The following is a 25,449-nucleotide window of genomic DNA, read 5'->3' on the forward strand; positions in this document are numbered from 1 at the left end:
CCGATGTTTTTAATCAAGGCCGATAGGAATAGCATGGGGGGCTGGTTGGATATTGCGCTACCAATTAAACATCGTGCCGTCGAGCAGCCGGTTTACCGGCAGGTAGGCGCGCTTGTAGGGATGCTTTGCCGCCAGCTTTTCATCGATATCGACACCGTGGCCGGGTTTGTCGCCGGGGGTTAAATACCCGTCTGCAAAACTGTAGTCGTGGGGAAAAACCTCATCGGTCAGCGGCGTGTGGCGCATGTATTCCTGAATGCCGAAATTGGGCACCCACAGATCGAAATGCAGTGCCGCCCCCATAGTCGCGGGCGACAGGTCGGTGGCGCCGTGACAGCCGGTGCGCACATGGTACAGCGAGGCCAGGTCGGCGATGCGCCGCAGGTGGGTGATGCCGCCGGCGTGGGTCACCGTGGCGCGGATATAATCGATAAGCTGCTCTTCGATCAACTGTTTGGCGTCCCAGATACTATTGAAGACCTCGCCCACCGCCAGCGGTGTGGTGGTGTGTTCGCGGATGCGGCGAAAACCGGCCTGGTTGTCGGCGACCACGGCATCCTCCAGCCAGAACAGCTTGTAGGGCTCCAGTGCCTTGCCCAATTGCGCCGCCTCTATCGGGGTCAGGCGGTGGTGGGCATCGTGCAGCAGATGGTGCTCGAAACCGAACTTGTCCCGCAGGTGGTCGAACAGTTTGGGAATATGGTGCAGGTATTTTTCTGTCGACCAGAGGTTTTCGGCCGGCAGCCCGGCGTCGGCGGGCTCGTAAAACAGCTTGTCCTTGGAGACCCCATAGGTCGACGGCAGTCCGGGAATACCGCATTGAGCACGAATGGCCCGGTAGCCCATATCGATATATTTGGCGACCTCATCGGCAGTGTGGGCGATATCTGTGCCGTTGGCGTGTCCATATACCATAACCCCGTTGCGGCTTTTGCCGCCAAGTAGTTGATACAGCGGCATACCGGCCAGTTTGGCCTTGATATCCCACAGGGCGGTGTCCACCGCGGCAATGGCGGTCATAGTGACCGGACCCCGGCGCCAGTAGGCGCCGCGGTAAAGATACTGCCAGATATCCTCGATCTGACCCGGATCGCGCCCCAACAGGCAGGGGCCGATATGGTCCTGCAGGTAAGCGGCCACCGCCAGCTCGCGGCCGTTGAGTGTGGCGTCGCCGATGCCGTAAACGCCTTCGTCGGTGATCAGCTTCAGGGTGACGAAGTTGCGGTCGGGGCAACAGACGATAATTTTTGTGTCGATAATCTTCATGGGCTTATATAATTCCACTACCTCGCGAGTATGACCAATTTCATAAATTGGCTTTACCTCCGTGGGTGTCGGTGATAGCTGCCTGCCGGCTCCGCGCGAACAGCGGCGAAGCCGGCCTCAATGTAACTTTAGCGTTGATGTCAGCCTTGACAGCAGCCATTTTGTTTGTAAATCTAATTGGTAAGGCTACATGACCAATTTTGTTATGTCCAGCGCCGTTACCAGTGCGGTTATTTATTTAGGGTATCGAATGCCATGACAAAATCATCTGTCAAAATACAGCGGTTGTACCAGCAGGTCGCCCATGAATTGATGAGCCTGATCGCCAGCGGTCAGTACGGCGTCGGTGATCGCCTGCCCTCGGAGCGGGAGTTGGCGGCCAACTTCCAGGTCAGCCGTCCCACCATTCGCGAGGCGGTGATCGCCCTGGAGTTGGCCGGTATGGTCGAAGTGCGCAATGGCTCCGGCGTATATGTGATTGAGAAGACCAGCGATGCGCTGGAGCCAGCGGAAATGGATATCGGCCCGTTTGAACTGGCCGAGGCCAGGCGCCTGTTTGAAGGCGAGTCGGCGGCGCTGGCGGCGGGCCTGATCACGCCGGCCGAACTCGAGCGCCTGGAGGCCACCTTGCAGGAGATGGTGGAGGAGAACGAGCAGAATATCCTCGGCGAGCAGGCCGATCGCAGTTTCCACGTGCAGATCGCCCAGGCCACACAGAACAGCGCCATTGTCATGGCGATCGAAAATCTGTGGGATGTGCGCAATCACTCGCCGTTGTGCGTGCGCCTGTTCGAGAAGATTCGCGCCCAGGGCGTGAAGCCGCGCATCGATGAGCACATCGTCATCTTTGAGGCGCTGCGCCGGCAGGACCCCAAGGCCGCCCGCGCTGCCATGCGCGACCATCTCGGGCGGGTGATTGACGGCCTGCTGGAAGCGACCGAGATCGAGGCGATGGAGAAAACCCGCACCGAGATTCAGCGCCAGCGCGAGCGGCTGGCGAAAACAGAGTTGACCTGAGGCCGATCGCGACAGCAACCACGGCCGGGTACTCTGCCGTCACAAAAACCATAACAAGAGTAGACTGTGAGCGAACGACGACATAACCCGACCGTAACAATGGCGATCCGGCCTGTTGCAGTGCTGACTTGCCTGTTGTGTGTGCTGGCATTGTTGAGTGCCGGCTGTACCGACTCCAGCGCCGTGCGCCGCATCAAACTGGCTCACGGTCTCGATACTTCCCACCCCGTGCACAAGGGCATGGAATATCTCGCCGCGCGGGCGGCCGAGAAGTCCGCCGGTCAGCTTATTGTCGAAATCTATCCCAGCCAGCAACTGGGCACCGAGCGCCAGACCCTGGAGTTATTGCAAATCGGCAGTATCGGTATGACCAAGGTCTCGGCAGCGGTGCTGGAAAATTTTGCCCCCAACCTAAAAGTATTCAGTCTGCCGTATATTTTTAACGATCGCGCCCACAGCTTTGCTGTGCTCGACGGCCCTATCGGCAAGGAGCTGTTATTGCAGCCGCAACGCTACTGGCTCAGGGGACTGACGTATTACGACGCCGGCAGTCGCAGTTTTTACACCAAAGGGCGTCCCGTGCGCACCCCGGATGATTTGGCCGGTTTAAAGATTCGGGTGCAGCCGAGCGTCACCGCCATGGATATGGTGCGTGCCTTCGGCGGTTCGCCGACGCCGATCGCCTGGGGCGAACTTTACACCTCGCTGCAGCAGGGCGTGGTCGATGGTGCCGAGAACAATCCGCCCAGCTTTTATCTCTCGCGCCACTACGAGGTGTGTAAATACTACAGTTTAAACGAGCACACCCAGGTGCCCGACGTGCTGTTGATCAGTACCATTATCTGGGAGCGCCTGAGCCCCCAGGAACAGGACTGGTTGCAGGCGGCGGCGGATGAGTCGGCGGTGTACCAGCGCCGCTTGTGGGCGGAATCGGAACGTGAATCACTGGCCGCGGTAGCCGCCGCCGGTGTGGAAATACTGCGGCCGGACCCGCAGCCGTTTGCCGATAAAGTAAAGGCGTTGTTCGCCGAATATGAGAAGGACCCGGAGTTGTCCGAGCTGATCCGGCGCATCAGGGAGTTCGGTTCGTGACGGGCGCCGCGGGCGTGGCCGTGCGTCTCAGGCGCAGTATCGACGCAGTGCTGGGTCGGGTACTGATGGTGTTGATGGCAGCCCTGGTGATGGCCGTGCTCTGGCAGGTCGCCACCCGCTATTTATTGCACAACCCCAGTTCCTATACGGATGAGTTGGCGCGCTATCTGATGATTTGGGTGGCTCTGTTGGGGGCGGCCTTGATGACCGGTCGCCGCGGTCATCTGGCTATCGACATACTGCCCGGCCGATTGGCGCCCGCCCGGCGCCGCTATCTGGATATGTTTATCAACAGCCTTATCGCGCTGTTCGGTCTGTTGGTCATGGTGGTCGGTGGCAGCCGCCTGGTTTTTATCACCCTGACCCTGGAGCAGGCGTCGCCGGCGCTGCAGATACCCCTGGGGTATATCTACCTGGTGATTCCCTTCAGCGGTGTGCTTATTGTCGTGTATTCGTTACTCAATACTATCGACACCCGGCGTGGGGATATGCTGCATCAAACGGAAAAGGCGGTTTAGTTATGGCGTTGCTGGAAGTTCTGACACTGGTATTGTCGTTTGTGGCGTTGTTGGCCCTGGGTATGCCGATCGCCTATTGTATCGGCTTGTCGGCCACGCTGACATTGTTGATCAGTGTGCCGACCTTAGCGGCGTTTACCACCATGGCGCAGCGCCTCGCCACCGGGCTCGACAGTTTTACGTTGTTGGCCATTCCGTTTTTTATCCTGGCCGGGCAGTTGATGAACCGCGGCGGTATCGCCCGGCGCCTGGTGGACTTTGCCAAGGTGCTGGTGGGCGCGCTGCCCGGCGGGCTGGCATTTGTCAACATTGTCGCCAGTATGCTGTTCGGTGCGATTTCCGGTTCGGCGGTGGCGGCGGCGTCGGCTATCGGTGGTTTTATGGGGCCGCGGATGGAGCGCGAGGGTTACGATAAATCCTATGGTGCCGCGGTCAATATCACCGCTTCCACCACCGGCCTGATTATTCCGCCGAGTAATATCCTGATCGTGTACTCGCTGGCCAGCGGCGGGGTGTCGATCGCCGCGTTGTTTCTGGCCGGCTATGTGCCGGGGTTGCTGGTGGGGCTGGTGTTGATGCTGGTGGCGGGTGTGATTGCCCACAAAAATAAATACCCGCGCGGCGAGCGCGCCGGGTTGAGCGACGCTGCGAAAAAGTTCTTCCAGGCGGTGCCGAGTTTATTGTTGCTGGTGGTGGTGATCGGCGGCATTGTCGGCGGAATCTTTACCGCCACCGAGGCATCGGCGGTCGCGGTGCTTTACACCTTGATACTGGCGCTGGCTTACCGCGAGGTCAAGGTGGGGGAGTTGGGCGATATTTTACTGGAGACGGTTGCCACCACCTCGATTGTGCTTTTGTTAGTCGGCACATCGATCGGTCTGTCCTGGGTGATGGCCTATGAGAATATCCCGCAGAATGTCAGCGCCGCGCTGCTGTCCATCAGCAACGATATTATCGTGGTGCTGTTGATTATCAACCTGATTTTGCTGGTGGTCGGCATCTTTATGGATATGACGCCGGCGGTATTGATATTTACACCGATTTTTTTACCGGTAGTGACCGAGCTGGGCATGGACCCGGTGCATTTCGGTATCGTTATGGTGTTGAATTTATGTATTGGGTTGTGTACGCCGCCGGTGGGGTCGGTGCTGTTTGTGGGCTGCGGTGTTGCGGGGCTTAAGATTCAGCAGGTGCTGCGGCCGCTGCTGCCGCTGTTTCTGGCGTTGATTGCGGCGTTGATGTTGGTTACTTATATACCGCAGTTGAGTTTGTGGCTGCCGCAGCAGTTTGGGTTTTTGGGAGGGTCAAGTCTTGACTAATAGCAATTGAGGGGGTCAAGTCTTGACTAATAGTGAATACTTAAATGTAAGCCAGATTACCCTCCTCTACTTTTAGAAGCAGAGAAGTTTTAAAATGGTTCGGTCTTGAGCATATAGGAAGTCAATTTGAGACTTTAGCTTTTTGTCGCGGGCCTAAATACTATTCGTCAAGATTTGACCCCTTAGTTTCTCACGCCGTAAACCCATCCCTGGGGGCTTCGCGACAGCATCCCTGCTGTCGAGAGTTTCTGGAGGCTTCAGCCAGAGCCAGACCTCCCTTCAGTAGACTTAATCGAGGTCGGTTCGATTAAATCCGGGATCTATAAGCAGGTATACATACGCTTAAGACAGTGCCATTCGGGACGCCTGCAACTTAGCAACTTAACGAACATATGCTGCGTCGTGTAATCCCGGCGGCGTACGCTTAAGTTGCTAAGTTGCAGGCGTCCCTTAAGATCTTGTAGTTATTTCTTTGCTCGATTTTTTATAAATATTTTGTAAGAGAGTAAACGTTTTTTCTGTTTGGTAATTATAGCTATGATTTAAATTTGCGTTGGGCTTTATTGAGTAGATAATGACTGTAGTGAGAGCCTTTTACCTTCTTGCAGGGTTTGTACAAAATTTTACATAATCACCAAATATTTTGAACTAACATCAGCTGAAAATAAGAAATGTGAGGGCTTATTGAATTATTTATTAGCCCGTTAATCCAATCGTATCTAACACTTAGAGACTAAGCTGGGATTCAGCATGGGATTCCTTGGGCCACTAACAGCCATTCTTTTTGTCGCGGTGTGCGCTACCACTGAAGGGCGAAATTTCTATGTCGAGTTGGTAAAGTAATTCAAAAAGCGTAAATCCACTATTTGGGAGGCCACTGCTATTCCCTGGTTTTTTTGAGGTCTTTGTTTGGTTTTTTTGTCGAGTTTATGACTAAAAATTTTGAATTTGATGAAGCTCTGATTTTTATAAATTAAAAGCCTGTGGTTATGGTTTTATTTTTTATTAAGTGTTTAGTATTTTGTTTGTATTGTCATGGTTAAATCAATTCTAAGGTCAGCAAAATGAAAAAGTATATAGCCAGTATGGCACTAGTGTTTTGCGCGGTAGCAACCGCTGAGGTGCCCATCGAGTACTCATGGACTCAGTATGAATCACGTAAGTATCTGGGGAATAATCGTTACACTATTTGTTACTTACAAGGCATGGTAGGGCGATTTGAGGGAAAACATGAAATAGTGAATGTGTCTACATCATTGCCTGATTTTAATGGCTTTGGGTATTATCATTTGGGGGGCCGCTCTAATCAAAATGATGTTGGTGGGTGGGCCAGGTGTTTGAACAAACCTGGTCATCGCTACGATGATCGTCGATTTCATTGGGATCAAACGTATACCGCCCCGGTGTATCTAAGGACAGCTAGAGATCATGTGTGCTACATCAATGGGGTGGAAGGTGACTTCGAAGGCCCGGGCGAGGAGATTATTGTATATAGAGTCGGGGATAATTGGCGAATTCGCGGTCGTTCTAATCAGAAATTTGTTACCGCTCATCCACGGTGCACAAAGGTAAAACCGGGTTATTGGAGTAGAACTTATCACTGGGAGCAAGGGCAAAGCGGTGTAGTAATGAGTGACGTCAATAGCACCATTTGTATGCTGCAACGCGTTCGTGGCAAATTTAAGGGGTACGCCGAATATATTCGCATTACTACGCGTAACGGGCGTTATGTTCTCGGTGGAGGCTCACGTCAAGTGGGTGTTGCCGCTTCGGCAATTTGTATTAAGCAAGATAGTATTGGTGTGTAAGCTAGTCGATATCATTCGTGTTGCAGCCACGTTATAGTGCATGTAAAGCCCCTGGCAGGCTGGTTTGTCAGGGGCTTTGTTCGACAGATCAAGCCCCTCAATACCGCAGCTTTACCGGTTTTTCAGTAAATTTGATATCGACAACCTCTTGTGTAAGACCGTTAATCTGCACATTGTCAAAGCTCAGGTTCTCGATATCCCTGATCTGCATGGGAATCTCTGCACGGCCGATGATGACATCTTCCAGAGCGATATTGCGCACTGGTGCCCGGGGGTGGCCGATAATATGCAGACCCACCCGCGCCTCGCGGCAGTTCACGTTCCGTATCGACACATTTTCAAAGCGCGGCGGGTGGTTGCCGCCGCGGTAACCGTGATAGTCGTTGGTGAAGATAATGACAGAGGCAGCTCGCTCCGCCTGGATATCGCGTATATGGATATTGCTGATATTCCCCCCACGATCCAGGTTGCTCTTGAAATAGAGGGCGTGGTTGGAACGGGGGATTTTATAATTTTCGACATAGACATCGCTGACGCCGCCGGACATCTCGCTGCCGATGGCCATACCGCCGCCGGTGTTGCCGGTGTATTCGCAATTGCGCACCACAATATTGCGTGACGGTCGCCCGACGCGCCAGCCGTCCTGGTCGCGCCCGGACTTGATGGCGACACCGTCGTCGCCGACATTGAAGTTGCAGTTTTCAATCAGGACATTCGTGGAGGAATCGGGATCGACGCCATCGCTGTTGATATGGGTGCTGTTGACGGTGACATTGCGGACAATGGCTTGGTCGCAGTAGACCAGGTGCATCACCCAGAAGGGCGAGTCGATCAGTGTGGGGCCATCAATCAGCACCTGCCGGCAATTGTAAAACTGCACAAACTGCGGTCGCAACCAATGGCCGTCGCCAAACACCCGTTGTTCCACCGGCACGCCGTCATGGCCCATTTGCCGGAGTCGGTTTTTGTCGGCTTTCTGCTTTTTACGCCAGGGCAAAAAGTTCGCCGCCCCCTGGCCGTCGATGATGCCCGGGCCGGTAATCGCGACGTTTCTCAAGCCGTTGCCGAAAATCATCGGCGAGTAGTTGTAAACCTCGGTTCCCTCCCAGCGGGTGCGCACCAGGGGTTTGTAAAATTCCCGGTCGCCGGAAAAGCGAATATGGGCGCCCCGTTCGAGATGCAGGGCCATATCACTTTGGAGATGGATCGGGCCATCGAGCCGCCACAGACCTGCCGGCACCACCACGCGCCCGCCGCCCGCCGCGTTGCAGGCGGCGATGGCGTTTTTTATCGCCGGCAGACTGTCGCTGCCGGCGCCGGGGCGGGCACCGAAAGCGCGGATATCATAGTCGCGACCGGTGATCACCGGCGCTTGAATTCCCTCGACTATCTGCTGTGCCCGTCGCCAGGGTGCCGCTGTGGCGGCAGGTATAGAGCTGGCGAGGTGGCCGGTACAGCCGGTGGCGGCCAAACCGAACAGTACACAGGAATGTTTCAACAGCTCGCGGCGGCGCAGGTCGGACATAGTGGTATTGCTCCTGAAGTAAGTCGGTTTGGGCGCTGGTTCAGTCAGCGTCCGTTGCGGGTTTTGCAAACCGGGCGTGCCAGCGATCATAGGCGCCTGCCAGGCGGGCGACGATAGCCGGGTGGTGCGCGGCCAGGTCGCGGGTTTCTGTTTTATCGCGTTGCATATCGTAAAGTGCCCAGGTTCCTGCCTCGGCCGTTTTACCCTCTGCGTGGGACACCAGCTTCCAGCGCCCGTCGCGCACCGAGCGGCTGTGCTGCCAGCGCTGAAAGATCGGTTGAGGGCGCTTGATGGTGACATCTTTGTGTAGCAGCGGCGATAAATCGGCACCGGGTAAATCGGCTGTGGCGCCCGCCGGTCCGCCGGTGTAAACCGCACCGGTAACGGCCAGTAGCGTTGGGTGAATATCGAGAAAATAACCAGGCTCGTGCACGATGCGGCCCGGCTGTTTGATGCCCGTTGGCCAATGGGCAATCAGCGGCGTGGCCACACCGCCCTGGTGGCTGTAGTTTTTGTAAAAGCGATAGGGCGTGTTGGCGACACCGGCCCAGTCCGGCCCCAGGCTGGCCCAGCGCCCCACCGAACCGATCGGGTGGGTGTGGCCGATTTCCCGCGGCGGTGTGCCGGTCAGGACCCATTCCGCCGAGGCACCATTGTCCGACATAAACAAAATCAGCGTATTGTCAAACAAATCGCCCGCCTGCAGAAACTCGACAAGGCGACCGATATTTTCATCCAGGCGATCGATCATGGCGGCGTACACCTGCATGCGCAGGGTTTGCTCGCGGCGCTCGGCGGCGCTCAGTGTCGACCAGGTGCGGTAGGTGGGGGCGGGCAACGCGAAACTGTCGTCGATCAAACCGGTTGCGCGCATGCGGGCGTAGCGGGCGCGGGCGATAGACGCGTAACCCTGGCGGTACTGCCCGGCAAACTTATGCACGTTTGCCGCCGGTGCTTGCAGCGGATCGTGGGGCGCCTGATAGGCCAGGTACAGCAAAAACGGTTGTATCGGTTGCCGGGAGCGTGTTTCGCGCAAGAATTCAATGGCCCAATCCGTATAGGCATCGGTGGAGTAGAACTGCGGGTCTGGCGGTTGATACGTGTTTGTGCAGTCGCCGTCGAAGCACCAGGTCCTCACGCGCTTGCGCGCCGGCGGCGGTTCGCCCGGACGCGCCCGGGGACCCGGATTAAAATGATTGGCCGCACCGTCGCGCAAGCCCCGATAGCGGTCGAAGCCGAAAGATATCGGGTTTTCGATACCGTGATGCTTGCCCACCATCAGGGTTCGATAACCCGCCGCCTTGAGGCTGGAGGCGATGGTGGCGGCGTCGGTCATCGGGGTATAGGCGCGCTCCGCGCGATTGACCTGCTGTGGATAGAGGCCGGTCAGCAGCGCCGCCCGCGATGGAAAACATTTGGCGTGGTTGTGAAACTGCGTAAAGCGCAAGCCCGCGGCGGCGAGACTGTCGAGGTTGGGGGTGGGGATTTCGGAACCGTAGGCGCCCAGGTCCGACCAGCCGAGATCGTCGACGAGTATCAGCACGATATTCGGTGTCTTTGGTCGCGCCGCCGCCGGGTCAACCAGTAGCAGGGCGATGGTCAGGATGCAAAATAGCTGCAGCAGCGCCGGACGCATAACGTTTCAAACCAGTTGGCCCCCGGTGACACTGTTGTAGCTGGAGGGCTGGGTTAGGACACCGGCACCCAGACCGGCGGTGCGGGTGCCACTGATACCTTCATAGACCTTTGCTTGCGTAGACCTTTACTTGCACAGACCTTTGCTTGCGTAGACCTTTACTTGCACAGACCTTTACTTGCATAGACCTTTATTGCATAGACCTTTGTCAGTATCGGCGTGGCCAATTACACTGTTTGCCGGTGGGTATGCCGACTCAAGGCAGCAAGTATTATTGGTCTTACCAATTTATTGGTCGATGCATCTTAACATGCCTAATAAATAAGTCAAATGAGCGACTTTTTATTAACTGATTGTTATTTATAGCTTTTTTAGAGTGCCGTTGCTTTGATCTATCTTACCAGTGGCTTGAAGGTAGTTGTTTGATAGCTTTAGGGTAGATGCGTGACGGTTATTGAACTTACATTTGAATACAGGTGGATAAACATGTCTGATCAGCTCGATAGAACCGGAAGTTGTCTTTGTGGCGCCGTTCGTTTTACCGCAAAAAACGCCGCCAAAGCGTTAGGAGCCTGTCACTGCACTATGTGTAGGAAATGGGGCGGCGGCCCGTTTCTGGCGTTGGAGTGCGGCACGGAGGTAACCTTCGAGGGGGAAGAGAATATCTCGCTATACGATTCATCCGACTGGGCCGAGCGCGGATTTTGCCGCAACTGCGGTACCCATTTGTTCTATCGGTTGAAAGAAAACCAACTGTACATGATGTCGCCGGGGTTGTTTGCTGACGACAGCGAGTTGGTCTTTGACCATCAGGTTTTTATCGACGAAAAGCCGGCCTATTACAGCTTTGCCAATAAGACCAGCGATATGACCGGCGCCGAGGTTTTCGAGAAATACGCTGCGCCTTCGGAGTAAGTGAGACAAAAAGTAAGATTCAGGCGACAGAGAAACCCAGGGTACGTGCTTTGCTGACAGGCCCTGGCTTTTTGTGCCTGGCAGGAGCCCCGATGATTACACCTGAACCTTTAAGCGCCGCAGCTTTCGCCGCTTTTGGCGATGTGATCGAATGCGGTGATCGGGCCAAGCGGATCCCGATCAATTACGGCAATACGCTGCGCTTTCACGATCTCGCAGAGCTGGATGTAACCGGCGGCAACGGCCGGCCCCTGATGAGTATTTTTCGCTCGACACCGCTGCCGCGTCCCATCGATATCAAAGTCATGGAGCGGCACCCGCTGTCGAGTCAGGCGTTTTATCCCCTGAGCGGCCATCCCTATCTGGTGGCCGTCGCCCCGGCCGGGGTTTTTGATCTTACCCGGGTGCGCGTGTTTTTGGCGGGCCCGACCCAGGGCGTCAATTATGCGGCCGGTACCTGGCATCACTACAGCTTGGCGCTGGATGCCGTGTCCGAATTTTTGGTGATCGACCGGGGCGGTCCCGGTGACAATTGCGACGAGGTGACGCTCGAGCCGTCGCAGTGGCTGCGTGTTGACTATTAGAGACATGCGGATCACTAGATATCTGCACAACCGCAATGCGAGGACCCAAGGTTGACACAGCCCACTGAGGCCGCCCTGCCGGCATTTCTGATCGCTTACTCCGATTCATCGTTTACCAATCCCCACGACGTGGTGCGGCCAGATGAACCCAAAGACCGCCGCGGCGACTTTACCCATATGGGGGCAAAGTACTGGGGTTTGGAAACTGCCCGCCACCGGGCCACTGAGGTTTTGGCCGCAGAACAGGCGCTGGTTTACGATCACAATGCCCACCACTGGTTTCAGGTGGGTCTGCAGCGGCGCGCGCTGGTCGAGCGCATCACCCTGAGCACCCGCTGGTACACCGGCAACCAGGTACGGGCCGTATCGGTGCGCCTGACGGATCGCTTGAGCGGCGCCGGCGTCGAGGTGCTGACCCGCGAGCCGCTGGCGCCGGATCGGGAGCACGAGTTTGTTATAACCGCAACGCCGGCGACCGAATGTGAGGTGTTTTGTTTTTCCGAGGGCGGTATTGCCCGCATCAACTTGTTCGGGTCGATAACGGCGCAGCAGCCGGCGCATTGGGCCAACCTGCTGGAGAACGCCCGGATTTCCCATATCTCCAACGCCCATTTCGGCACTCCCGCCGCTGCGGTGCGGGGGCGGCGCACGCAGCAGCATATGGTCGGCTGGGAGTCGGCGCGCACCGGCTTTGGCGAGCGGGCGCTGTTTCATCTGCGCAAACCCGCCCGCGTTGCCGAGATTATCGTGGATACTTACCTGCACCGTCTCAACGCGCCGCTCACTTGCCACGTGTATGGCGCCGCCGTTACCGATGAGGAGCAAATCCCCGCATTGATGACAGCGGCGCCCCGCTGGAAGCTGGTGTTTGACTGCGGGCACGAAGTTGTACCGGAGGATTTCCAGATTTATATGCTTGCACAGGACTATCTTCGGGAACCCGTCTCCGAGTGCGAGCGATTTCAAATAAAGCTGCATTTGGAGAAGGGCAGTTTATGGCAGTCACTGCTGCCGTTCGCACCACTCAGGCCCGACACTTTCCATCGCTTTGATCAGCTGCGGGTAAACGATGCGGTCACTCATATCCTGTATATGCATTATCCCAACGGCGGTATTCACGGCCTGCAGGTGGGTGGGGTGGAGCAGGATTAGTTTATGGGCGGCGGCTTTAAGCCGTCCGGTGTAAACAAGGTGAATAACGGTTAGCGTTTACTCTTGCCTGAGAGTTTCGTATCGCCCTGTGACTCGACGTGGTGCGTTTGTTAAAACAGAATATATTTTCCCATGTGTTTACATCAGCCTTGATATCAATTAACTTCACTGGCGGGTTTTCCGGCAAGCTTAAACCCCCTGTGATGAAAAGTGTTTTTTGTCGATATCGTCTTTAGAAAACTCTATCCGTTGTTATAAGCAACTCCATGTTATCTGTGTTTCACTTTTCCCTGCACGAAGAAACTGTCATTAAGAATGCCAATAAGTAAGGGGTGCAGATGTTGCCAATAATAGGTTTATCGCGATTTCAACGTGACTTGGCCAAAAGGTTTCGCTCTCGTACTATCCTGACAATAGCCAAGAATTTTCGACTATGGCTATCGTTGCTCGCGCTCCTCGCGACACAGGCCCATGCGATTTCAATTCCCGCTCCGACCTCGGAGACCGGCTTCCCCGATCACCTGGTGGTGGGATGGGTTGGGGTTTACAACAAGACAGTTCAAGATACCAATGATGAAACCTGGGTGTTCCCCGCCGTGCACGGCGGTTACTGGGATTCTCGCGGCGGTTACTGGGACTTTGTGGACATGCACTATCTATGTTCCAGAAACTATGGCAGTGACGAGTTGTCTTACAGCTCGAACTATTTCGTCGAGGATGGCTCTGTTCGTCGCAACTCGAGATGGAGCGTCGATTTTTTACCCAATACCCGTGGATCGATTGATATCGAACATTCGAATTATCTCGACTATATCTACGATGAGGATACGGATGAAGAAGAGACAGAGGGTTGTGGTATCTATACCTTCGAAGTCAAACTCTTTTATAAATATGTCGCTCCAGCAACCCCCGCATCCATTTCCACTGTCCCCGCCAATCCGGGGGCGAATGGCAACTACACTGTCTCGTGGGCCTCGGTAAGTGGCGCGAACTACGAATTGCAGCAGCAGGTTGATGGTGGCAGTTGGAGCACAGTCAACAGTTCGGGCACGTCTAAGTCATTTAGTGGCCAGGCTCAAGGGAGCACCTTCCGTTATCGAGTCAGGGCGTTTTATGCATCGAATGGCTACCGAAAAAACAGCGACTGGCGCTACTCTTCCAATATAACCGTGCCATACGAGGCGCCTGTTATCAGCCTGCCGTCGAGTGATACTGATGGAAACTATACTGTCAGCTGGAACAGTGTAGCCGGCGCAACGAATTATACCCTTCAGGAAAAATCCGCGAACGGTAGCTGGGGGACCATTCAGGATACATCTGCTACCAGCAAAACCATTAGTGGCAAAAGTAACGGTACCTATTCCTATCGGGTCAGAGCGTGCAATCCCCAGTTATGTTCCGGTTACTCATCGGCTGGTAGCATCGTTGTCGGCCAGGCCTCCCAAACGCCTGAGAATATCGACACACCTCCTGTCCCACAATTGCAGTCCCCCTCAATTGTCTCCCCCCAGGCCCAGATTGATACCGATAAAGTTAATACCATTAGCGGTGACTTTCGTGTCAATGAAAGTGGTTCTGCGACCTACACGATTCCGATCATTATGGCCGAGGGTACGGCAGGTGTAAGACCGGATATCGGACTGACTTACGCCAATGCCGCGCCTATTGGTGTTGCGGGTAGAGGGTGGTCGATTAGTGGGATAGGTGATATCAGCCGCTGTCGCCAAACACTGGTCCAAGACAATAGAGCACTGCCGATCAGCTGGTCCACAACCGATCGATTTTGCCTGAACGGCACACGTTTGATATTGCATTCGGGCACTTATGGCAGCCCCGGCAGCACCTATAAAACAGAAATTGACAGCTTCGTCCTGGTGACGGCGGTTGGCGGCTCGGCGGGTCACCCGGATTACTTTACCGTGGCGGCAAAAGACGGCTCCACGACCCGCTACGGCGATTCCGGCGACAGCGATGCTGAGAAAGTTGCCTATGTCAGTGGTGCGAGACAGGCAAATCGTGTTTTAAGTTGGAGTATCAGCCGCTTTGAAGACAGTGTGGGAAACCGCATTACCTATCACTATCAAAACAGTGAAAACGACCATCTGGTTGATACGATTGACTATGCCTACGGTAACGCTACGAGCGGTGCGGCACAAATACGGTTTCAGTACGAGAACCGGCCGGATGTGACGTCTGTTTATGTCGCCGGCTATGAATTTAAACGCTCACAACGCCTGGCAGAAGTTGTCTCGTACAACGACAATGCGATTGTGCGGCGCTATGTGCTTCACTATCTGGGCAACGGTGTTTTTCCAAAGGATGAGATTTCGAGGCTGCAACGGATTGATATGTGTGTCGATGGTCACTGCCATACCAGTGATGTATCAACAGAATTCGAATGGCGTGTGCCGGGCTATACTTTCAGTCTGACGCCTGATCACAGCGAGGCGGTAGGAACTGATCGCGCCATAGTGAGCTACCAGTTTGCCGATATCAACGGTGATGGCAAATCGGATATGGTTTGGGTAGATGTCAAGCGCGTATCCGGTGGCTATCACTACAAACTCAGTTACCGTATGTTCGGCGAGTCAGCCGTCGTCGTCAAAAACTTTACTCAGCCAGAGCGATTGCTGGACACCAAGATCCACGTGCTCGATTACAATGCGGACGGCAAGCAAGATATCTACTTTGACAATAAGCTCTACCTTGCCTCTCCGATTGGTGATGGTGATTGGCACCTGCCTACCATTGATACCCCGACCAATATTACCCTCGATAACCCGACGTTTACCGATATCAACGGTGACGGGCTGGCAGATGTGGTCGATCTCACTGCCAGTGGTGTTGTAAAGGTGCAGTTTCTCGAAAGAGACCCCTCAGCAGGCCCGGCGAGCCAGCTCTTTTACCGGTACTCGGACCCGCAAACGTTTCGGCTCACCGGGGTGGACATTGGTGATTGGCAAACGCAATTGCTTGTCCCGAGCGGGCGTTTCTTCCACAAGGTTGATGTATTTACCTTTGGCGACTTTAACGGCGATGGTCAAACCGATATCGCCTTTAATGCCAGAGAGGAATTGTCGGAGACTTGCCGGGATGTTGGCGACGAACCTTCTGAGCCGGAAATTCAATGCTTCTATACTTACGACGACTTTATCGCCGTCTTTCTGAAAGAGGGTGATCAGTTTGCCTTCTTTGACCGGATTAGCCTGGGTACGGGGCGAACAGAGGACGACCAACTCGTCGAAGAGGGCGACATTCAGATTTATCTGGCGCCCAGTGTCGACGTCAATGGCGATGGCCTGACCGATTTGGTTTATGCCGGTGATCTCGGTGATGATACCGATACCTGGCAGTTTATGATCAGTACCGGTTCTGGCTTCCTGCCCAGCCAGACGATCCTGGCCGAGTCGTCTTTTGCCAACAAAGCGGCTTTTAGAAATCCAACATGGCTGGACTACAATCTCGATGGTTACACGGACTTCATCTGGCTGGCCGCTGGTTCCAATGATGTGAGATACAAGAGCTGGGACCCGGCATCGAATTCGTTCGCCAGTTCGTCCTCCAGAGTCGCCTCGGCATTTGTTGATGAAGGCCGGACGTATATCGTCAACGATATCAACGGCGATGGTTGGCACGATTTTATTCACTTTGATACCCAGCAAGGGCTGTTGGAAGTCCGGCATGGTAACGGGACGGCGGAGAACCGCCCGGACTTGATCTATAAGATTACTGATGGTCTCGGTAATGAAACTGATATTCGCTATGGTACGCTCAATCACTCCGGGCGTTATACCTCGTCGGCACAAGGGATTTCCACCAGTTCAACCGAGAAAACTATTTGCATTGACATTCCATGGCAAGGCGGCACGCGCGAATACTGCTATACCACCACCGTCTATGAAAATGATACCAGCGCATTCTATACCATGCTCAATACGCCTTTCGCTGATCTTGCGGGCGATGCCGTCACCCTCGCGGCGGAAAACCATGCGCCTGTGCTTGAAATTGCCGGTGCCGCACACGTAGTTATCGATGTTTACAGCAGTTCCCCCACCACCGCTAATCCCGACAACAAGGTGGGAGTCTCGTATTTTTACCATCAGTTACGTGCCCAGGCTGCCGGGCGTGGTCTGTTGGGCTTCAAACGCTTGAGCACCTGGGATCACCAGTCGGAAATCACTACCACGACCACTTACCGGCAGGACTGGCCGTTTATTGGCCAGCCTCTCAACACGGTCACGGAATCACCCAATGGTAAGGTCATCAGTGAATCGGAAAACAGCCATGCTATTTACGGGCTGGAAAGTGAGTCCAGCCGCGATGCCGCGATAGCCGAGGCCGAGGCTAATGGCACCGCGGCCCTTGGCGCTCTCCAGGTCTACAGTGCCGGCACTACCGATCGCGCCTATAAACTGGCCGCGAATGGGAGTGCCCAAGGTGTTGCGCTGTCAACAGTGGTATCTGAGTTTACACCTGACGCCTACGGCAACATGGTGGGCACCCTTGTCACCACTTATGCCGGTGACAGCAGCGGTAGCTATTTCTCCAGGGTAGAAACGGCCAACGCCTATGCAGGCGAAGGCAACGGCGAATTTCTGGGGCGTTTGATTCGCACTGATGTGACTACGCAGCGGCCGGGTGTCGATACGGCGATAACGCCCGCGTCAGTCACCAAAACAGCCAGATTCAGCTACTATGGCATCAATGGCGCGGGTGATTGTGCTGCCGACGCACATCTGGCAGGAATGCTGTGTGAGGAAAGCGTAGAGGTAGGCGGTGGTGTGAAAAGCACGCAGCGCCACTACTATGACGGATTCGGCAACAAGAGTTTCACCTACGCATTTGACGACGGCGGCCAGCATCGATTGTCGCCCTTGAGTGAATACGATAACGCAACCGGACGCTATGTCGATCGTGTGTATGACGTTTTTAGCGGTCTGCTCAACAACACGGGGGCGGCGCTCAGTAGTCGCTACCTGAACAAGGCCTCATCTCTCAACGCATCGGTACGCCTGGTTAGCGAGGTGACCGGTCGCAACCACTTTGGTTTGCCGACGCAGTCAATCACTTATGTCGATGGTAACAGTACCGTCGAGACAACTACCGCCTATACCCCCTATGGTGCGGCTTATTTCTCTGCCGACAGCACCGGTGCTTACAAAGCGACAACAGCCGCAAAAACCTCAGGCTTGTGTCCGGCGCATGCGGCCTACACCACGACCGAACATCTGGCCGGCGGCGGAGAGAAAGGCGCTTGTTACGATTCGTTGGGGCGTGTGATTCGGGATCGGGTCAAGAGCTTTGCCGGTAACTTGCAGAATTACCGGGGCTGGGTTTTCTCTGACACGGAATACGACTTCAAAGGACGAACATTGCGGGTAAGCCAGCCGTATTTTCAGGGAGACAGTGTTTATTGGACCCGAAATCTGGGTTTTGATCTGCTTGATCGCCCGACCCTGATCGCACACGCTTTTTATGAGACCGACGATGCTGGCAATAGCACCGGGGTTCATGCCCAGAGCCGCATTAGCTATGACGGTTTCACCACAGTAACGACCAACGCTGAAGGCCAACTTAAAACGGAGGTCACCAATGTTCTGGGGGAAATCGTCAGTGTCATAAATAACCAAAACGCAGCAGTGCAGTATGAGTATGATGTCTACGGCGAGCTTGTCAAAATGACCGATCCCGCCGCTAACCAGACCCGTATTCATTACAACGCCTTGGGCCAGAAGATATGGATGGACGATCCCGACATGGGCCGTTGGGAGTATGCGTATACAGGGTTTGGGGATTTGACCTGTCAGAAGGACGCCAAAGGCCAGATCATCAAAACCGACTACGATTTCAAGGGCCGCATGATACGGCGTCGTGACTACACTGGCGGCATCTGCAGCTCACCGGCGGGACTGGTGAATACCGCCACTTGGGAATACGACACTGCCAGTAACGGTGTCGGCCAACTCAGTGTGGAGTCTGACAGCCACAATTTTGCCCGGGCTTACTATTACGATACGTTCGGGCGTGCCGATGTTACGACAACCGAGATCCCCGGCGATAATCCTGCGGATATCAGCTATCACAGCAGTAAGGTCACTTACGATGATTATGGCCGCGTGTTCCAAATCTACGATGCGGCGCGGGACGAGGCGGATTTTAGTCAGGGCGCGGTACAGAATATTTATGATGATCACGGTTATCTCTGGCGCATTGCCGATGCCCACCGTATCGGCGGTGACTTTGCCACTGAATATTACCAGATAAATGCGATGGATCAATTGGGCAATGTAGTGGCAGCCGATATGGCGGATGGTGTGATCTCCGGCCAGGCCAGCTACAACGGACGCACCGGGCTGCTGGAGCGGTTGATAGCTTCAAGCAATGGCGGTTTGACCATCCTGCAGGATATGACCATGAAATGGGATCATATCAATAACCTGCGCTCGCGCCATGACCAGGGGCATAAGGGTAGTGGCCAGCGCCGCAATCTGTTGGAGCGTTTCGACTACGACGGTGCCAATCAGCTCATCAGCTATGTCGTCAGCGGTGATGCTGATCATACTACCACGGTGGAGTACAGTAGTGATGGTATCGGTAATATACACAACAAAAGCGATGTCGGTAATTACGACTATGCCAACGGACGACCCCATGCAGTATCCCGCGCGGGCGGTGTCAACTATGGTTATGACAGCAACGGTGATATGACAAGTGGTGATGGGAGAGCACTTGAGTACACGGTGTTCCGCAAAGTATCGCATATCGAGAAAAGCGCGACGCACTACACTGACTTTTTTTATGGCACCGATCGCGGCCGTTACAAACGTATAGATCGGCAGGGCGCGGCTACGACCACGACACTGTATATCGGTTCTGTGGAAAAAGTGTACTTCAGTGACAACAGCAGCCAATGGAAGCGCACTATCAACGGCATTGCGCAAATCACCATGGATTTTAACCAGGGTCTCTATCAACAGGAGGAAATTCATTACCTGATCAAAGACCACTTGGGTTCGGTTACGACCATCGTCAATGAGCTGGGACAAGCATTGGATTCTATGGCTTTTGATCCTTGGGGGGCGCGCCGAGACACGGAAAGCTGGGAAGATTTAGCGTTAAGCCTTATCCAGTCGAACTACTACGTCAGCCAAAAGCCCATTACCACACGTGGGTTCACCGGCCATGAGATGGTCGATGAAATGGGCATTATCCATATGGGCGGGCGGATCTATGAGCCAAAGCTCGGGCGTTTTATGCAAGCCGATACCATTATCCAGAGCCCCACCGTCGTCGGCAGCCTGAACCGCTACAGTTATACGTGGAACAATCCTCTGAATGCCACTGATCCCAGTGGGCATTTCGTCGAATTTTTTATAGCACTGATTGCCACTTACGCTGTCGGGGAGATTGCCCAGGAATTGGAGTTACCTTGGTTGGCGACGATAGCGCAGATTGCCGGTTGCTATTACGGGTCCTGTGTGGCCTCTTCGTTCGGCTCGACCTATGGTTTGACGGGTGACTTCAATGCCGCTTTTAAGTCGGCACTGATTGCGGGGGTGTCTCCACATGCCTACGGCGCTGCCGCCGACCTGTTCAGTGGGGTCGGCCTGGTTCTGGCGCATGGCGTGATCGGCGGCGTAAACAGTGTGATTCAGGGAGGGAAGTTTGGGCATGGGTTCGTCAGTGCAGGCATAACAAAAGCGGTGAATGTTAACCATATCGCCACGGGCCTGTCGGATCGGGCCACCTTGACGCGTATATCGCTTGCCGCAATTATTGGTGGTACCATGTCCGCAGCCACCGGTGGTAAGTTTGCCAATGGAGCGATCAGTGGGGCGTTTGGGCAGATGTTTAACGGGGAAACCCAGTGTCCGACTGATAAGGTTTGCAGTGGCGCCTCTGGTGCACAAAAGGAGGATTTAACAGGTGCTTATTCTCCGGTGCCGGGTACTTACCTTAGTGAAAATGGCGAAGCCGTTACAGTTGACTTGCAGGTTTACGGTAATGGTAATGAAGCTTTAGTTAGTGCGGATGGAACAACGGCTTATCAGTTCGATTACAAGACAGGGCTTCTCGTTAGTCCGTTAGCCACTGGCGCGGCTGCGTCTGTTTGCCCTGAGTGTTACTTGGTTGGAGCCGGTGGGCTTTTAAGAGCTGTATTTGGTGGTAGCAAGAGTGCTTTCGTAACTGTTACTTCATGGGCACCGGCTGGTACAACTGCTGACTTAGCTGCTGGCCGTTGGGTGGTTATGGGAGAGGCTACCAGGTGGAATTTTATCAGAACCGGGCTGTGGGGACCACAAATGACGGTGAGGCCTTTTTCTTTCTCTTGGGGGTCAGGGCAAGGAGCTTTTACTCCGGTTACGGGACAGGTGTTAAGGTCAAGGGTTGGGTATGGCCCGGGGCTTGATGGTTTAAAAGGCGCTTTATTCGGTCAGCGATATTTGAGGCACTAAGTGGACTTACTTTTCTATTTAATGACACTTATCTTTCTTCTAAAAGTAGCGTGGAACTTTTTAGTTCCACTGCTTCTTATTCGTATGGAAAAGAGCGACAGTAGTCAAAAACGGATCTCGATGATGCCTATTGAAGTGGTTTTTTGGCTGTTAGTTGTCGCTTATGCCTTTATTGAAAACGATTTTCGTATATTTGGATTGGGTTCGCTAGGTATAGCTCTTTCAGGTGCAGGACTGATCGTTTTATCTTATGCGAGCTGTATTTTTTTTGCATGGTATAAAACTAAAAAAGGGAATGATGTTGCTTGAGGAAAAGCGTTTTAGCTAACCAGGTTATTTCTTGGCTCTGCTCAAGGCTCTTAGATTTTTCTTCAAGAGTTGAGGCTCCGTTAAATGCTCCCCAGATTGCACCGGCCATTGAAGCAATGGTGTCGACGTCCCCGCCAAGTGTGAATATTTGGCTGAGCATTGACTCAAATTTTTGGTCACGGAATTTTAGTGAAAAGTAAATGGCAGTAACGCATGATTGCGGAGCTGCTATTCCATTGCCTAAGTTTCTTTTTATCTCTTTGATTTTCTTCTCTGATCGATTTAACGCTTCAGCGCAAAAAGTAATTTTATTTTTATAAATTCTTGATTGGCATTGGTGTAGTAGTTTCATCAGGATTGCCTCGTTTTCTAAGTCTCGAAATGCTGCTTGAGTTGCCAGTGCTATAAGTTTGGCGCCTTCAATGCCTAAAGGATGGGCATGAGTGATTTCGGCGCTTTTAGTGACATTGTTTAGCAAGGCTAGAGTGTTTGAAGGAAAGCACATTGCTAATATGGGGGCTCTCATTGCTGCGCCATTCCCAAATGACCCAGTTTTAAACTTTTTTTTGTTTGCATCTCTCCAGTTCTTTCCTTTTTTAATTAGCTTTAACAGTCGCGAAGTGGAGGGGCCATATCCCCTTGACCACTGATAGCTCTGAGCGAATCTGTACGCTAAATGATCCTGTTCGATTGCGCTGTTATGGAGGAATGATTCTGCTAGGTCGATTGCCATCTGAGTGTCGTCGGTATATCTCAGCTTGCCATCCCGCGTTTTACCTATGGCTTTCCAAAGTAGTCTCTCTAGTAGCCCTCCTTCGTAAGGTGCGCCAAAGGCATCACCAACGGCAAGCCCTAAAAAACAGCCTTTATACTTATCAATGCTTGTCATGATGATGCACCGCTAGAATTATTATCGATAGGTGAAACAGCGCCTTCAACACGCTGTCCTACAATCATGGCTTCAATCATCTTAATGATCGTTTCTTGATCTTCATGGGCAAATTACTCCAACTCTTTTAGTCGCTCCATTAGCGGGGTTCTGGGGACATTTTACCTAACTCGATCAGCCTCGTGTTTTGGTCAGTGAAAGGCTAGTTTTTATACAAGGAGTACTATCATGACAAGGATACCACGATTAGTCGTGCCGGGTTTTCCTCATCATGTAATACAGCGGGGTAACCGGCGAATGAGAACATTCTTTACTCAGCAAGACTATCAGTTTTACCTGGATTTGGCCGCTGGGGTTAAAGAATCTGTTGGCGCTTAGGTTTGGGCCTATTGTCTTATGCCAAATCATGTGCACCTTGTTATGGTTCCGACTTATGAAGATAGCCTGCCAAGACTGTTTCGGTCTGTACATCGTCATTACACGAGACGGATTGATTTTAGAGATGGATGAAAAGGGCATTTGTAGCAGGAGCGTTATCACTCTTTTGTCACGAATGAAGCCTATCTATTGGCTACCGTCAGGTATGTTGAATTAAACCCGGTTCGAGCGGGTTTATGCGTTTCAGCTGAGGATTGGGCCTGGTCTAGCGCGCGGGCTCATTTTCAAAGAAAGGATGATCAGATTGTTACGGTAAAATCCATGCTTGATCGGATCGCCGACTGGTCTGAATATCTGTCAGTCGAAGAAAAGGCAGCGGACTTAACGGCGATAAGGCAGCATGCACGAACGGGACGACCTATCGGTGACGAAGCATTTGTTGACTAGTTGGAGGTTTTAATAGGACGAAAGCTAAAGAAAAAAAGGCCAGGGCCAAAACCTAGAGTTAGGTGAACTGTCCCCGGAACTCTTCAGTTAAGTGAACTGTCCCCGGAACTCGTAAGTGAACTGTCCCCGGAACTCGTTGGGAACTTAACTCCCATTTTTAAAATATAGGCATCCCATTCCCCGGTATACTGTAGTAATTTTGGCAAGCCTTTTTTACTATTTTTTGAGGGCGCACCCATGCAACGACACAAACTCTGGCACTTTGAAGTTTTCAACCGAAACAGGCTTAAAAATTTCAGCGCTCTACCCTAAGATGATGCGGGTCTTAAACAAAGGATTAATTTTATTAGCTTATGAAAAATATACGGAGATGATCATGAAAAGAGTATTGAGTTTAACGAAAGTCTCACTGATTTTATGCGGCATTTTATCGATATCGATAACACCATTGTCTACAGCAGAAATTGTCGGTTGTACTAACTGCCTAGAACGACATGAAGATACTATTGTTCGAAGCTTTTCAAAAGCTTGTGCAAATCGCTTCTCATGGGCAAATGGCGATAAAATGCAGACCATTACCGGAGCCCCTATCGACGGGATGTTTTTTGCTAGTAATCACTACGACCGATGTGTGATAACTGCTCCAGGCGTATGTAGTCTTGTACTTTTCCATACTGTGGCGTCTCAAAACGTAAATCAAAATACATTAGACTCATCAGATAACGACCCTCTCCCAACGCCCGGCGGTTTTGTGCTTCCACCTGGTAGTACTAGCTGGTTTGTATTGACAGACGGAAGATATGCCATTAATGGGTCTATAGTAGCTTTTAGAACTTGGTCTGATACATGTATTACTGATTTTTAATTTGAACAGTATTATACGTGAGGGTATTGACATGAAAAACTATGTAATAGTTCTAGGTATCTTTATCTTTCCCGGATTCGTTTTGGCTGATTATTTGCACGAAAAGAACACCAGTAAAAATATACAATTACTTGATGATGGCAGTAAAAGTCAAGTCGTCTTCGATAAAAAAGGTGTTTTTAACATCATAACTTACTCAGATGCTTCGACCGATTTACCGTTGGCTATGATTGATAAAATGCAACAAAGAACTCTAGAGATACGCCAAAACGGCTATGCGATTGTAGACTATGAACTAAGCAATCATCATTTGTTAGAGCTGATGGATGATAAAAAAAACCCACAGAAAGATAGATCAAGGATTTTTGAAAGGTTGAGCTTTACACCTAAATCATTTGATACATTTAAGAAAGCCAATATTGTTGAGGTCAAAGTAGTCCCCGCAGGAGCTGTTGGCGCACTTCGCAGCACGGGAATCAAAAGGGTTGTACACTACAGCAAGTTAGGGGATTTGATTGTATACGAGAATGATTATGTTGAAGCCGGTCAAAAGATAGAATTTTTTAAAGAAGCTATAAATTTTTATGTAGGCAATGATCTGGAAAAACCCGGTATATTAACTAATCTCAGGAACTCTAGAGGTCAAACTCATACTGAGTTGCGTTGGATTTCTGGAAACAAATTCTTCACTATAAGCCATTACGGCGATGTAAGTTTGGGCCAGGAAAAAACTGAAGCATTGAAACAACTGGCAACTTGGTTGAGTGAATGATATCCGGTGTGCTCTGACCCAAATGACACTCGCCTATGGCGCCTGCTGTTGGTTCTTAAGAGAAAACCGCTGATTTATCGGCCCACCGCTTCGAAAGAATTTTAGGCATTGTGGGCCTATCTTCAATAGTAAATAACTCGTTGTTGTGCTCTATCGGTATGCATGCCCTGAAAAGTGCAGGCAAGCGTTTTATAAGGCGCTTAGACAACTACCTTAATACACTGCACACCACTCGATTCTTGCGTACACTCAACTTCATGGCATTGAAAATGTTATTTTCTAAACCGCATTATGCGAGCTGATCAAGTTCGTATAGAGCATTGCGCTTTTTTGGTGGCATGCTCGGCTTAAGAAAAGGTTAACTGGTTCATCGCTGGCTCCGCCCGTGTTTAAAATATTGCTATTGTGACAAGTTCTGGGACTTTTCAGAGATTTCTTAGACCAAAGCCTGGAGTTAGGTAAACTGTTCCTGATGGCGCAAACTATCTATGGAAATCAATG

Annotated in this window: 16 protein-coding genes; 12 read left to right on the forward strand and 4 right to left on the reverse strand. The window is 52.6% G+C overall.

Features of this window, described 5'->3' with window-relative positions; all coding sequences use genetic code 11:
• Positions 1–57: 57 nt before the first annotated feature.
• Positions 58–1,266 carry a D-mannonate dehydratase ManD gene (manD, locus tag FKG94_RS01295; RefSeq protein WP_142902370.1) on the reverse strand — a complete coding sequence of 403 codons (1,209 nt, stop codon included), beginning with the start codon at positions 1,264–1,266 and terminating at the stop codon, positions 58–60.
• Between the two features lie 255 nt (positions 1,267–1,521).
• Here manD and FKG94_RS01300 point away from each other — a divergent pair, with 255 nt between their 5' ends.
• From FKG94_RS01300 to FKG94_RS01320, 5 genes are all read left to right on the forward strand, one after another.
• Positions 1,522–2,283: a FadR/GntR family transcriptional regulator gene (locus FKG94_RS01300; RefSeq protein WP_142902371.1), complete on the forward strand. Its 762-nt coding sequence runs from the start codon at positions 1,522–1,524 to the stop codon at positions 2,281–2,283.
• Between the two features lie 99 nt (positions 2,284–2,382).
• Complete coding sequence (locus FKG94_RS01305) at positions 2,383–3,375, forward strand: TRAP transporter substrate-binding protein (RefSeq protein ID WP_142902626.1); 993 nt, start codon at positions 2,383–2,385, stop codon at positions 3,373–3,375.
• Positions 3,372–3,893, forward strand: a complete 522-nt coding sequence (locus FKG94_RS01310) for a TRAP transporter small permease (protein WP_218943390.1) — start codon at positions 3,372–3,374, stop codon at positions 3,891–3,893. Before FKG94_RS01305 ends, FKG94_RS01310 begins: the two co-directional genes overlap by 4 nt.
• Before the next feature lie 2 nt (positions 3,894–3,895).
• Positions 3,896–5,212: a TRAP transporter large permease gene (locus tag FKG94_RS01315; protein ID WP_142902372.1), complete on the forward strand. Its 1,317-nt coding sequence runs from the start codon at positions 3,896–3,898 to the stop codon at positions 5,210–5,212.
• A 1,064-nt stretch (positions 5,213–6,276) separates the two neighbouring features.
• Entirely contained in the window at positions 6,277–7,020 is a 744-nt protein-coding gene (locus tag FKG94_RS01320; protein ID WP_142902373.1) for a hypothetical protein, read from the forward strand.
• Positions 7,021–7,117: 97 nt separating this feature from the next.
• On the opposite strand, the gene FKG94_RS01325 is transcribed toward FKG94_RS01320, so the two are convergent.
• Positions 7,118–8,545 (reverse strand): glycoside hydrolase family 28 protein, encoded by a 1,428-nt coding sequence (locus FKG94_RS01325; RefSeq protein WP_179957427.1) that lies wholly within the window; start codon positions 8,543–8,545, stop codon positions 7,118–7,120.
• 40 nt (positions 8,546–8,585) lie between these two features.
• A complete protein-coding gene (locus FKG94_RS01330) occupies positions 8,586–10,181 on the reverse strand; it encodes a sulfatase-like hydrolase/transferase (RefSeq protein ID WP_142902375.1) in 1,596 nt (531 codons plus the stop codon).
• 486 nt (positions 10,182–10,667) lie between these two features.
• Between FKG94_RS01330 and FKG94_RS01335 the strand changes: the two genes are divergently transcribed.
• The 5 genes from FKG94_RS01335 (at position 10,668) to FKG94_RS01355 (ending at position 21,597) form a co-directional block, all read left to right on the forward strand.
• A complete protein-coding gene (locus tag FKG94_RS01335; RefSeq protein WP_142902376.1) occupies positions 10,668–11,096 on the forward strand; it encodes a GFA family protein in 429 nt (142 codons plus the stop codon).
• Between the two features lie 92 nt (positions 11,097–11,188).
• Positions 11,189–11,680, forward strand: coding sequence for an ureidoglycolate lyase (locus tag FKG94_RS01340; protein ID WP_142902377.1), 492 nt, complete (start codon positions 11,189–11,191; stop codon positions 11,678–11,680).
• 51 nt (positions 11,681–11,731) lie between these two features.
• Positions 11,732–12,832 carry a hypothetical protein gene (locus tag FKG94_RS01345; protein WP_142902378.1) on the forward strand — a complete coding sequence of 367 codons (1,101 nt, stop codon included), beginning with the start codon at positions 11,732–11,734 and terminating at the stop codon, positions 12,830–12,832.
• A gap of 443 nt (positions 12,833–13,275) precedes the next feature.
• Positions 13,276–21,288: an RHS repeat-associated core domain-containing protein gene (locus tag FKG94_RS01350; RefSeq protein ID WP_179957428.1), complete on the forward strand. Its 8,013-nt coding sequence runs from the start codon at positions 13,276–13,278 to the stop codon at positions 21,286–21,288.
• 84 nt (positions 21,289–21,372) lie between these two features.
• Complete coding sequence (locus FKG94_RS01355) at positions 21,373–21,597, forward strand: hypothetical protein (RefSeq protein ID WP_179957429.1); 225 nt, start codon at positions 21,373–21,375, stop codon at positions 21,595–21,597.
• Here FKG94_RS01355 and FKG94_RS01360 read toward each other — a convergent pair.
• Complete coding sequence (locus tag FKG94_RS01360; protein ID WP_142902381.1) at positions 21,572–22,486, reverse strand: ADP-ribosylglycohydrolase family protein; 915 nt, start codon at positions 22,484–22,486, stop codon at positions 21,572–21,574. The genes FKG94_RS01355 and FKG94_RS01360 overlap by 26 nt on opposite strands.
• Positions 22,487–23,573: 1,087 nt before the next feature.
• Between FKG94_RS01360 and FKG94_RS01370 the strand changes: the two genes are divergently transcribed.
• Complete coding sequence (locus FKG94_RS01370; RefSeq protein ID WP_142902382.1) at positions 23,574–24,176, forward strand: hypothetical protein; 603 nt, start codon at positions 23,574–23,576, stop codon at positions 24,174–24,176.
• A gap of 31 nt (positions 24,177–24,207) precedes the next feature.
• On the forward strand, positions 24,208–24,948 hold the full coding sequence (locus FKG94_RS01375) for a hypothetical protein (RefSeq protein ID WP_142902383.1): 741 nt from the start codon (positions 24,208–24,210) through the stop codon (positions 24,946–24,948).
• The last annotated feature ends 501 nt before the right edge of the window (positions 24,949–25,449 follow it).

The organism is Exilibacterium tricleocarpae (assembly GCF_007004655.1).
Lineage (GTDB): Bacteria > Pseudomonadota > Gammaproteobacteria > Pseudomonadales > Cellvibrionaceae > Exilibacterium > Exilibacterium tricleocarpae.

Bases quoted from the DNA above. Each gene is read 5' to 3' on its own strand.
- manD (WP_142902370.1), bottom strand. From the start codon at position 1,266: ATGAAGATTATCGACACAAAAATTATCGTCTGTTGCCCCGACCGCAAC.
- FKG94_RS01300 (WP_142902371.1), top strand. From the start codon at position 1,522: ATGACAAAATCATCTGTCAAAATACAGCGGTTGTACCAGCAGGTCGCC.
- FKG94_RS01305 (WP_142902626.1), top strand. From the start codon at position 2,383: ATGGCGATCCGGCCTGTTGCAGTGCTGACTTGCCTGTTGTGTGTGCTG.
- FKG94_RS01315 (WP_142902372.1), top strand. From the start codon at position 3,896: ATGGCGTTGCTGGAAGTTCTGACACTGGTATTGTCGTTTGTGGCGTTG.
- FKG94_RS01320 (WP_142902373.1), top strand. From the start codon at position 6,277: ATGAAAAAGTATATAGCCAGTATGGCACTAGTGTTTTGCGCGGTAGCA.
- FKG94_RS01325 (WP_179957427.1), bottom strand. From the start codon at position 8,545: ATGTCCGACCTGCGCCGCCGCGAGCTGTTGAAACATTCCTGTGTACTG.
- FKG94_RS01330 (WP_142902375.1), bottom strand. From the start codon at position 10,181: ATGCGTCCGGCGCTGCTGCAGCTATTTTGCATCCTGACCATCGCCCTG.
- FKG94_RS01335 (WP_142902376.1), top strand. From the start codon at position 10,668: ATGTCTGATCAGCTCGATAGAACCGGAAGTTGTCTTTGTGGCGCCGTT.
- FKG94_RS01340 (WP_142902377.1), top strand. From the start codon at position 11,189: ATGATTACACCTGAACCTTTAAGCGCCGCAGCTTTCGCCGCTTTTGGC.
- FKG94_RS01355 (WP_179957429.1), top strand. From the start codon at position 21,373: ATGGAAAAGAGCGACAGTAGTCAAAAACGGATCTCGATGATGCCTATT.
- FKG94_RS01360 (WP_142902381.1), bottom strand. From the start codon at position 22,486: ATGACAAGCATTGATAAGTATAAAGGCTGTTTTTTAGGGCTTGCCGTT.
- FKG94_RS01375 (WP_142902383.1), top strand. From the start codon at position 24,208: ATGAAAAACTATGTAATAGTTCTAGGTATCTTTATCTTTCCCGGATTC.